The sequence below is a fragment of the Sulfitobacter sp. 15WGC genome (assembly GCF_005068605.1).
GTDB classification, from domain to species: Bacteria; Pseudomonadota; Alphaproteobacteria; order Rhodobacterales; family Rhodobacteraceae; genus Sulfitobacter; species Sulfitobacter faviae.
Genome location: NZ_SZNL01000004.1, coordinates 220,556 through 230,927, shown reverse-complemented (window position 1 = coordinate 230,927; position 10,372 = coordinate 220,556). Strand labels below are relative to the sequence as shown.

The window sequence follows — 10,372 nt, the reverse complement described above, 5'->3', positions numbered from 1 at the left end:
GCCGAAACCCTAAGAGCGCGATATACAGACGTTGATCCATCGAATGAACCAAACCGCCCACATATCTCTTCAGATATCAAATTTTCAAACAGCGTTGAGACAAAAGAAACTGAGATGCGCCCTAACTTCTTGGCGCGCCCCGCCTCTAATACCTCGAATTCTTATCCGCCTCGCGATCCGAACATTCGCGTCTCCGCTGCCGTCCGCCCCGTCTGGCACCCCAGCGGTGCGTTTCAGCGCCGCCGGTAGAGGGGGTTCTAAGGTTAGTGGGGCAAAGCCGCAAGCCGTTTTTTGAAGTTTTGTGCAGTTTTTGTGAAAGTCCTATAGAAGCACGTCAAAACAACGACTTACGGCATGCGAGACACTGCAGAGGTTAACGCAAACTCCCCTAATATGCCCACGTTATGTTAACGCCATCAGTTATCCACATGCCACAGCCCGGAATCGCGCGTTTCAGGCGCGTGAATCACGACCCTTGTTGCCCCTTCCGAGTCGCCCATCCCCGCGGGCCTTTCTGCCAAAGGCCCCCTAACGGCAGCCGATAGATCAAAAGCCCCGCGACGAGACCGGCATAGACCAGCGGCTCTAGCTGAAACCCTTTCGCCAGCCATAGGAAATGTAGGGCTGCCAAGAGCGCTGCTACATAGGTCAGCCGGTGGAGTTTGCGCCAACGTGCCCCCAGCCTGCGCAGCGACCAATTGTTGGATGTCGCTGCCAGCGGCACGAGGCAGAGGAACCCGGCCATACCGATGGTGATATAGGGCCGTTTGAGAATATCCGCCCAGATACGCGACAGCCCCTGCACGTCGAGCAGCGCCCAGACCGTCAGATGCGCGAGCGCATAGACGAAGGTCATCACACCGATCGCCCGGCGAAAGCGTAGGAGGCTCACCCCAAACACCCGGCGCAACGGGGTGATCGCCAGACCGGCGATCAGCAGGCGCAGCGCCCAGACGCCATAGAGATGTTCGAGCCCCTTTACCGGATCACGCCCCAGCCCGCCGGTGAGCCCTTGGTAAAAGAACCACGGGATGGGCAGGGCCAGCAGGAGATAGACTGCCCAGACCGGGATGCGGCGGGCGGCCCGGTTCAGGGCACCAGCCAGACGCGTCATGCTGCGGCCACGCCAGAGAGCGGCGCTTGAGCGAAAGGACGGTGCATATATATCGCGGCAGGCATCAGAAGTTCGCCGTCAGGTCCATGCCCTCGTAAAGCGACGCCACCTCTTCTTCGTAGCCGTTGAACATCAGCGTCGGCTGGCGCCCTGCGAAGAGCCCGCCACCGATGGGGCGCTCATCGGCCTGCGACCAACGCGGATGGCTGACCTTGGGGTTCACATTGCTGTAAAAACCATATTCTCGCGGCGCGGCCTTGTTCCAACTGGTGGGCGGCTGCGTGTCGGTGAGCGTGATGCGCACCACGGATTTGATGGATTTATACCCGTATTTCCACGGCACGACCAACCGCAGCGGTGCGCCGTTCTGGTTTGGGATGTCCTTGCCATAGATGCCGGTGGCCATGATCGTCAGCGGGTGCATCGCCTCATCCAGCCGCAGCCCTTCAACATAGGGCCAGTCAAGCACGGGGAAACGCAGGCCCGGCATCTCTTCGGGGCGGTAGGCGGTTTCAAAAGCCACGTATTTCGCGCCGGATTGCACCCCGGCCATATTGAGCAGATCGGCCAGTTCGAACCCATTCCACGGCACCACCATCGACCACGCCTCGACACAGCGCAGCCGGTAGATGCGCTCTTCGATGGTCATCGCCTTCATGATATCCTCGAAAGCGTAATCGCCCGGCTTGTCGACCATGCCCGCAATGGTCACGGTCCAAGGGGCGGTCGTCAGCGCGCCTGCGTATTTCGCAGGATCGTCCTTACCGGTGCCGAACTCGTAGTAATTGTTGTATTGGGTGATGTCTTCGTAGTCATTCGGGGTCAGCCCCTCTTGGGCCGCGGCCCCCTGCCCCAGCCCGGCAAGGCCCAGCCCTGCCATCGCACCGCCCATGATCTGCCGCCGGTTGAGGTATTGCGCCTCATCGGTCACGTCACGGTCCGTCAGTCGATTGATCCAGCGATTGGCCATTTCAGCGCTCCCTACTATACTCATGCAAAGTTAGCGCCCGCCGGAAGCCATACCAAATCCTTTCGCCCGGATTTCAGCCAGCACACCGGAATGTCAGGCGCCGTTATTCAAAGGAGTGCCGCCATGATCCGTTTTCTTTTCGCCGCCGGTCTGATCTGGGCCAGCGCCGCCCAAGCGGATGAGATGGTTACCTATACCACCGACCAGAGCTTTGGTGATGTGACCTTCGGGGTGGAGAACGCGATCCTGAACCAAGGGCTCATCCCCGAGAACGTCAGCCATGTCGGTGAGATGCTCGACCGCACCCGCGCCGATGTCGGGTCGGACGTGGCGCTGTTCGAGGCGGCGGAGGTGTTCAGCTTTTGCTCGGCTGCGCTGTCGCGCAAGGTGATGGAGGCGGATGTGATGAACATCGGCTTTTGCCCCTACGACATTTTCGTCATGCAACTGCCTGAGAGTGAAGAGGTGACCATCGGCTACCGCGCCTTTCCCGATGGCGCGATGCAAGAGGTGCAGAGCCTGCTCGACAAGATCGTGAAAGAGGCGATTGGGGAAGAGTGAAAAGGGCATCGCCCTCCGGGGGAAGAGAGGGCGATGCCCGGCGTGCCACTGGGCGAAAGGTTTCTGCCTCCGGTCGCAAGAAGGGCCGGAAAACCCGGCCCTTCTCTTCATCTATTAAGGTTTAGTGCACCGTAGCGTCATCCGGCTTGGGCCGGTTTGACGCGGCCACCTGATCGCCGATGATCAAGCCATCGGCCCCGGCGCGAACGGTGACGGTGTCGCCGTCCTTCACATCCCCGGCCAAGAGCATCTCGGCCAGCGGGTCCTGCACGGTACGCTGGATCACCCGCTTCAAAGGACGCGCCCCGAAGACCGGGTCATAGCCCTCATCCGCCAGCCATTTTCGCGCGGCGTCGTCGAGATCGAGTGTGATCTTCCGCCCGGCAAGTCGCTTGAGCAGCCGTGCCATCTGAATATCGACGATCCCGTCCATGTCCTTGCGACCCAGACGGTCAAAGATGATCGTCTCGTCCAGACGGTTCAGAAACTCGGGCCGGAAATGCGCCCGGACCGCATCCATCACGTCACGCTTGGCCGCCGCCATATCGCCGCCCTCGGGCAGTTGGCTCAGCGCCTGCGCCCCGAGGTTGGAGGTCAGCACGATCAGCGTCTGCTTGAAGTCGACCGTGCGGCCCTGACCATCGGTCAGCACACCATCGTCGAGCACCTGCAAGAGCACGTTAAAGACATCGGGATGCGCCTTTTCGACCTCATCGAAGAGCACGACCTGATAGGGCCGGCGCCGCACCGCTTCGGTCAGCACACCACCCTCGTCATAGCCGACGTAGCCCGGAGGGGCACCGATCAGACGGGCCACGGCGTGTTTCTCCATGAACTCCGACATGTCGATGCGCACCATCGCATTGTCATCGTCAAAGAGGAACTCGGCCACGGCCTTGGTCAGCTCGGTCTTGCCCACACCAGTCGGCCCGAGGAAGAGGAAGCTGCCCAAGGGGCGGTTCTCATCGTTGAGCCCTGCCCGCGCGCGCCGCACCGCATTGGCCACGGCCTTCACGGCGGCGTTCTGCCCGATCACGCGGTCATGCAACTGCTCTTCCATTCGCAGCAGCTTGTCGCGCTCACCCTCAAGCATCTTGCCCGCCGGGATGCCGGTCCAACGCTCAACGACGGAGGCGATCTGGTCGGGGCGCACGGCCTCTTCGACCATCATGTCATCCTCACGGCCCTCGGCGGCTTCGAGGTCGCGTTCCAACTGCGGGATCACGCCATAAGATAGCTCGCCCGCGCGCGCGAGGTTGCCTTCGCGTTTCGCGATGTCGAGTTCGGCCCGCGCTTGGTCGAGCTTCTCCTTGATGTCACGCGCCCCGGCCAGCTTGTCACGCTCGGCCTGCCACTGCGCTGTCATCTCGGCACTGCGATCTTGCAGATCGCTGAGGTCTTTTTGCAAAGCCTCCAGCCGATCCTTGGACGCGGCATCGTCTTCCTTCTTCAGCGCTTCCGCCTCGATCTGCAGCTGCAGGATCTGACGGTCCAGCGCATCCAGTTCTTCAGGCTTGCTGTCGACCTCCATCCGCAGGCGGCTTGCCGCCTCGTCCATCAGGTCGATCGCCTTGTCGGGCAGGAAACGGTCGGTGATGTAGCGATGGCTGAGCGTCGCCGCCGCGACCAGCGCGGTGTCGCTGATGCGCACGCCGTGGTGCAATTCATACTTCTCTTTAATGCCGCGCAGGATCGAGACGGTGTCTTCCACCGTCGGCTCCTGCACGATCACCGGCTGGAACCGCCGCGCGAGTGCCGCGTCTTTCTCAACATATTTGCGGTACTCTTCGAGGGTGGTGGCACCGACACAGTGCAATTCCCCCCGCGCCAGCGCAGGCTTCAGCAGGTTCGAGGCGTCCATCGCGCCATCGGCCTTACCGGCACCGACCAGCGTGTGCATCTCGTCGATGAAGAGGATCACCTCGCCCGCAGCTTCGGTCACCTCGGTCAGCACGGCTTTCAAACGCTCCTCGAACTCGCCGCGGTATTTCGCCCCGGCGATCAGCGCCCCCATGTCGAGCGCGAGAAGCCGTTTGTTGCGCAGGGATTCAGGCACGTCACCATGCACGATGCGCAGCGCCAAGCCTTCGGCGATGGCGGTTTTACCGACGCCCGGCTCACCGATCAGCACCGGGTTGTTCTTGGTGCGGCGGCTTAACACCTGCATGGCACGGCGGATCTCTTCGTCCCGGCCAATGATCGGGTCGATCTTGCCCTCTTCGGCCCGCGCGGTCAGGTCGAGGCTGTATTTCTCCAGCGCCTCATAGTTGTCTTCGGCAGTGGCGCTGTCGGCCTTGCGGCCCTTGCGCACATCATTGATGGCGGCATTAAGCCCTTGGGCGGTCACCTGCCCCGCTTCCAGCGCCGTCTTTGCGCCGGATTTCACCATGCAAAGCGCGGTCAGAATGCGCTCGACAGTGACGAAACTATCGCCTGCTTTCTTGGCAATCGCTTCGGCCTCGGCCAGCACCTTGGCGGTGGTGCCGTCCAGATAGACCTGCCCCGCATCGCCGGTGACTTTCGGAATCTTGCCAAGCGCCAACTCAAGCGCCTGCACCACGCGCGCCCCGTCGCCGCCCGACGCGGCAATCAGATTCCGCGCGAGCCCTTGGTCGTCGTCCAACAGCGCTTTGAGGACATGTTCCGGGGCCAGCCGCTGGTGGCTTTCCCGTGTTGCAATGGTCTGCGCCGCCTGAATGAAGCCGCGCGATCTTTCCGTGAACTTGCTCAAGTCCATGGGTCTCTCCTTTTCTACAAGCGCTCTAAAATGCCGCGCCCGATATGTGGCACGCGGCGGTCTGAGCCTCGGTATCAATTTGGGAAGCGGTGTTGCCGGTTCAAGACCATCCAGATGCAAAATACCGCCGAGAGCGGCGCCGCCAATAGGAAAAAATCAGCCAATAAGGCAAAAATACGGCAATTTTGAGACATAGAATACATCCCTATGTCACTGATATAAATACATTGTTAACCTTTATCCACAGAAGCTGTAACCATAATGAAACCATTTTGCCGCCTCTCGCGTTTACCCAGCAGAGGAGAGCAGGACAAAGCAGCCTGCCAAGGTTCAGAAGAACGCAAGAGGTGAAACGATGCAGACGCGCCCGATCCAGTTGACAGATGTCACCTATAATGCGGCCACTCAGTGTTTCGAAGCGCTGGTGACCGTTCAAGACGGAGAGCAGCTGCGCCGTTACGCCTGCGCCATCGATGCCCCGATTACCATGTCATACCACGATGCCGCTGACGGGCTGTCCCGTCAGGCGCTTCGCCGCCACGCACAAAAGCGTGGCCTGAGTTCCGAAGTTCTGCGCCACGTCCCCGCACAGCGGGCCGGACGCCGCAGCTTCGACCCGCTGCGTTGGCTGGAAGAGGTCATGCACCTCCCCGGTCGCGACGCGGCTTGACCCCCTTCCGCGCGGCGCCTGCCTGCCGCGCGGCTGCCCGCGGACCTGCCGCCACCTCATCTGTCCCGATGTGGCGTTCCGCAAACCAGAGACCAGTGCCTGCCTGCTAAGTCTCTGATCACTTGGCCCGGACCCGCTCAGCGGTGTTCGGGCCTCTTTTTTGCGCCCTACCCGCATGAATGATGGACTTGCCCCGCGCTGCGGCGTAGGTCAAAGCCGTTTGAAATTTGGCAGGAGCCCTCGCATGTCTGATGACCGTCTGATTGTCGCCCTTGATGTTCCCCATGCAGTCGCGGGGCTGGAACTGGCCGAAAAGCTCGGCGATGCCGTGGGCTTTTACAAAATCGGTCTTGGCATGCTGACCGGCGGCGGCTTGGCCCTGGCCAATGAACTGAAGCAAGAGCATGGCAAACGCATCTTCCTTGATATGAAACTCTTCGACATCGGCGCCACCGTTGAGGCGGCGGTGCGGGGCCTTGCGCAGTTCGATCTGGATTTCCTGACCGTCCATGGCGACCCGCATGTGGTGGCTGCGGCCAAACAGGGGGCCGCGGGCACCGATGTGAAAATCCTCGCCGTCACAATCCTCACCTCGCTGGACCGCGCTGATCTTGACGCCGCGCTGATCCAGCCGGGCGATCTGGGTGATCTGGTGCTGACCCGCGCGGGCCGGGCGCTGGACGCGGGCGCGGATGGGGTCATCGCCTCCCCTCAAGAGGCCGCCGCGATCCGCGCCCTGCCCGAAGCGGGCGGCAAACTGATCGTCACCCCCGGCGTGCGCCCCCAAGGGGCTGCATTGGGCGACCAGAAACGCGTCGCGACACCGGGGCAGGCCATCACGGACGGGGCCGATCACATCGTGGTAGGCCGCCCGATCTGGCAGGCCGAAGACCCCGCCGCCGCCGCCCGCGCCTTGCTTCAGGAAATTTCCGAAGGTTAACAACGGGCTCGCCCCCGCCTGTAGCAAATCGACCACAGCGCGCCGACATGCGCCGCGAGCACTTCCATCAACGTTAGGCGAAAACCGCCCCATATGTTATGTTGAACTCAGGTGATACTCCCCGACGAACTGGTTCTTCCTGATGTTCGTCACCTCCCCCCGCTCACGCAGGCGGGGGGCCTTTATTTGCCCTACATCCCCCCATTCGCGTGCTCTGCAAGATAGACCCGCAAGCGGTCCTGAAAGGCGGGCACGGCGCGGGGGTGGTTGAGAAACTCCGTCTCGGTCATCAAGCGCCAGCGCTGCCCCTCGTCGCCGAAAACGATCTCGGCCTCCGCCTCCGCAGGCAAGCGCGCGACGAAGAACCATTTGATCCGCCCGCTCTCGTCAAAGCGGCCCTCCCAGATCACGGCATCTTCAGGCACCACGATCCCCAGTTCTTCGCGGCATTCGCGCAGGGCGCAGGCCAGCGGGGTCTCATCCCCCTCGCGGCCCCCGCCGGGCAAATCCCAGTGATCGGCAAAGAGCAGCCCCGGCGTGTCATCGCGCAGGATCACGGCCAGCTTCTCCCCAAGGTAGAGCGCGAGCTTGGCGCCATCAAAGACCATGTTCAATCCCTCGCGATCTGTTTAGAATCGTCGCCCGAACCCTGCCCTCCCGGTGTACCCATGGCTACCCTCTGTCGCGATTGTCTAACTGAAATCCCGCCGGCGCGGCGCTGTCCGCGCTGCGGCAGCCCGCGCGTGCTGTCCCACCCGGAACTCTTTGACCTCTCCATCGCCCATATGGATTGCGACGCCTTCTATGCCTCGGTCGAAAAACGGGACAATCCCGAACTCGCGGGCAAACCCGTCATCATCGGCGGCGGGCGGCGCGGGGTCGTGTCGACCGCCTGCTATGTCGCGCGCATTCGCGGCGTGCGCTCCGCCATGCCGATGTTTCAGGCGCTCAAGCTTTGCCCCGAGGCGGTGATCATCAAGCCGCGGATGGAGGTCTATGTCGAAGCCTCCCGTGCGATCCGGGCTATGATGGAAGAGATGACCCCGGCCATCGAGCCCCTGTCACTGGACGAAGCCTTTCTCGACATGACCGGCACCGCGCGGCTGCACGGTCAGCCCCCGGCGATGATGCTGGCGCGGCTTGTGCGGCGGATGAAGACCGAACTGGGGCTGACCGGCTCCATCGGGCTGAGCCACAACAAGTTTCTGGCCAAGGTCGCCTCGGACCTCGACAAGCCGCATGGGTTTTCCGTCATCGGCGCGGGGGAAACGGCAGACTTTCTGCGCGACAAACCGGTGGGCATGATCTGGGGCGTCGGTGCCGCTACCCAGACCGCGCTGGAAAAGGCAGGCATCCGCAGCTTTTCCGATCTCTTGCGGTGGGAACAGACCGACCTCATCGCGCGCTTTGGCAGCATGGGGGACCGGCTGTGGCATCTGGCACGGGGCCAAGACACCCGCCGCGTCTCGCGCCACCGCCCGGTGAAGTCGATCAGTAATGAAACGACATTCTCCGACGATACGGGCGATGCAGAGATTCTGGACGGCCATATCTGGCGTTTGGCGGAAAAAGTGGCGGACCGCGCCAAGGCGAAAGAGATGGCGGGCCGGGTGGTGACGCTCAAGCTCAAACGCGCCGATCATACCGTGCTGTCGCGCCGCCTCTCGCTGCATGACCCGACCCAATTGGCCGACCGGATTTACCGCACCGCCCGCGCCCTCTTCGACCAGGTCGATCACCAAAGCGCCTATCGGCTGATCGGCGTGGGCCTCTCCGAGCTGTCGGGCGCCGAGGGGGCGGATATGGCGGGCGATCTGCTCGACCCCGGGGCGGCACAACGCAGCCGGGCCGAGCGCGCCGCCGATAGCATTCGCAGCCGTTTCGGTGAAAAAGCCATCGTCAAAGGCCGCGCGCTGCGCTGAGCCTACTCCGCGGCGAGCGGAAGCCGCTCCTGCCCGATCTGCGCCACCTCAGCCACCACACGCTGCAACGCCGCCTGCACCGCTTCGAAAGCGCCATTGGGGCGAATCAACCGCTCGTTCATGTAAAGCGCGCGGTCGATTTCCACCTGCACCGCATGCTGTCCCCGGGACGGGCGGCCATAGGCTTGGGTAATATAGGCCCCCGCGAAGGGCGAATTGCGCGTCACGACGAAGCCCGCATCGACGAAAGCCGCTTCGATCCGGTCGACCACCTCACCCCCCGCCGCCGCGCCGAAACGGTCCCCCAGCACGACATCGGGCCGCCGCATCCCACCGCGGGCCACGCCGTCCATCGCCTCATGCGGCATGGAATGGCAATCGACCAGCACCGCTTGGCCATGGCGGCGATGCGCCCCGCTGAGCAACTCCTGCAATTTCGCGTGATAGGGCCGCCAGTAGCTGTCGATTCGCAACTGCGCCTCTTCTTGGGTCAGTTTGCCGCGATAAATCGCCCGGCCATTGGCCACCACACGGGGAATCACCCCGAGCCCCGAGGCCACGCGCGGGTTATGGCCCTGCCGCGGAATGCCTTCGATGACCGACGGATCCAACTCCTCAGGCGCGCGATTGAGGTCGATATAGGCCCGCGGGGCCCCGGCTTTGATAAAAGAAGCGCCATGCAGCGGTGCGCAGTCGAACAAGAGATCAACAAAGGCATCTTCGGACGAACGGATCGCATGTTCGTCCAAAACCGTCCGCCGCAGGAAAGACGCCGCATAATCCCGCCCCGAATGGGGCGATGCAAAGACCACGCAAGAGCGGTTTCGGTCCGGATGCAGTACTTCGTAAGCGGTCATCGGCATAATAAATTCCTCTAAGTCGAACATAGCGTGTTTATTCCGCGCCAAAAGCCCTTGATCCCGCCGCCGACTCCTTTTATAGGACCCCAACGGCGCGAAATTTCGCGCCCCATTTAGTTTTGGGGCCGTTACGGAAACGCTGAAAAGTGGGTGATTAGCTCAGCGGTAGAGCACTTCGTTGACATCGAAGGGGTCACTGGTTCGATCCCAGTATCGCCCACCATTTATTCATCGACCCGCCCTTGGCGGGTTGCCCGCAACCCAGGCGCTGGCCCGCGCCACGACATGAGGAGACGACCATGAAGGTTCGCAATTCGCTCCGCTCGCTCAAGAATCGGCATCGCGATTGCCGTGTTGTGCGTCGCAAAGGCCGCGTTTACGTCATCAACAAGACGCAGCGCCGGTTCAAAGCCCGTCAGGGCTGAGCTTCGCAGCTATTCGATTTAAAGGCCGCTCCTTCGGGGGCGGCTTTTTTTCGTTGCGCCTATCTGCTTGCAACCCCGGCGCAAAACCCCACTTTCAAGGCAGGCTTGAATAACAAGGAAGACCATCATGTCGGACACGCCCGAATATACGCCCCCCAAAGTTTGGAAATGGG

At 62.2% G+C, this 10,372-nt stretch carries 10 protein-coding genes and 1 tRNA gene; 6 read left to right on the top strand and 5 right to left on the bottom strand.

Annotated features, from left to right (window positions below):
* Nucleotides 1-466 precede the first annotated feature (466 nt).
* On the bottom strand, nt 467-1,114 hold the full coding sequence (msrQ, locus tag FCK22_RS05365) for a protein-methionine-sulfoxide reductase heme-binding subunit MsrQ (protein ID WP_067265840.1): 648 nt from the start codon (nt 1,112-1,114) through the stop codon (nt 467-469).
* A 64-nt stretch (nt 1,115-1,178) separates the two neighbouring features.
* Complete coding sequence (gene msrP, locus FCK22_RS05360) at nt 1,179-2,084, bottom strand: protein-methionine-sulfoxide reductase catalytic subunit MsrP (protein ID WP_067265838.1); 906 nt, start codon at nt 2,082-2,084, stop codon at nt 1,179-1,181.
* A 123-nt stretch (nt 2,085-2,207) separates the two neighbouring features.
* Here msrP and FCK22_RS05355 point away from each other — a divergent pair, with 123 nt between their 5' ends.
* A complete protein-coding gene (locus tag FCK22_RS05355; RefSeq protein ID WP_067265836.1) occupies nt 2,208-2,645 on the top strand; it encodes a hypothetical protein in 438 nt (145 codons plus the stop codon).
* A gap of 121 nt (nt 2,646-2,766) precedes the next feature.
* Here FCK22_RS05355 and clpB read toward each other — a convergent pair whose 3' ends face one another.
* A complete protein-coding gene (gene clpB, locus FCK22_RS05350) occupies nt 2,767-5,382 on the bottom strand; it encodes an ATP-dependent chaperone ClpB (protein ID WP_067265833.1) in 2,616 nt (871 codons plus the stop codon).
* A 355-nt stretch (nt 5,383-5,737) separates the two neighbouring features.
* On the opposite strand from clpB, the gene FCK22_RS05345 reads away from it, so the two are divergent.
* Both FCK22_RS05345 and pyrF read left to right on the top strand, forming a co-directional pair.
* Nucleotides 5,738-6,052, top strand: coding sequence for an orotidine 5-phosphate decarboxylase (locus FCK22_RS05345; RefSeq protein WP_067265831.1), 315 nt, complete (start codon nt 5,738-5,740; stop codon nt 6,050-6,052).
* Between the two features lie 244 nt (nt 6,053-6,296).
* Complete coding sequence (pyrF, locus tag FCK22_RS05340; protein WP_067265828.1) at nt 6,297-6,992, top strand: orotidine-5'-phosphate decarboxylase; 696 nt, start codon at nt 6,297-6,299, stop codon at nt 6,990-6,992.
* Between the two features lie 191 nt (nt 6,993-7,183).
* Here pyrF and FCK22_RS05335 read toward each other — a convergent pair whose 3' ends face one another.
* Entirely contained in the window at nt 7,184-7,600 is a 417-nt protein-coding gene (locus FCK22_RS05335; RefSeq protein ID WP_067265827.1) for an NUDIX hydrolase, read from the bottom strand.
* Nucleotides 7,601-7,660: 60 nt separating this feature from the next.
* Between FCK22_RS05335 and FCK22_RS05330 the strand changes: the two genes are divergently transcribed.
* Nucleotides 7,661-8,914 (top strand): DNA polymerase IV, encoded by a 1,254-nt coding sequence (locus FCK22_RS05330; protein WP_136720267.1) that lies wholly within the window; start codon nt 7,661-7,663, stop codon nt 8,912-8,914.
* 2 nt (nt 8,915-8,916) lie between these two features.
* Here FCK22_RS05330 and FCK22_RS05325 read toward each other — a convergent pair whose 3' ends face one another.
* Nucleotides 8,917-9,777 (bottom strand): N-formylglutamate amidohydrolase, encoded by an 861-nt coding sequence (locus FCK22_RS05325; RefSeq protein WP_067264175.1) that lies wholly within the window; start codon nt 9,775-9,777, stop codon nt 8,917-8,919.
* A gap of 145 nt (nt 9,778-9,922) precedes the next feature.
* On the opposite strand from FCK22_RS05325, the gene FCK22_RS05320 reads away from it, so the two are divergent.
* Nucleotides 9,923-9,997 (top strand) — tRNA-Val (locus FCK22_RS05320).
* A 76-nt stretch (nt 9,998-10,073) separates the two neighbouring features.
* Nucleotides 10,074-10,199 carry a type B 50S ribosomal protein L36 gene (gene ykgO, locus FCK22_RS05315; protein WP_005850168.1) on the top strand — a complete coding sequence of 42 codons (126 nt, stop codon included), beginning with the start codon at nt 10,074-10,076 and terminating at the stop codon, nt 10,197-10,199.
* Nucleotides 10,200-10,372 lie beyond the last annotated feature (173 nt).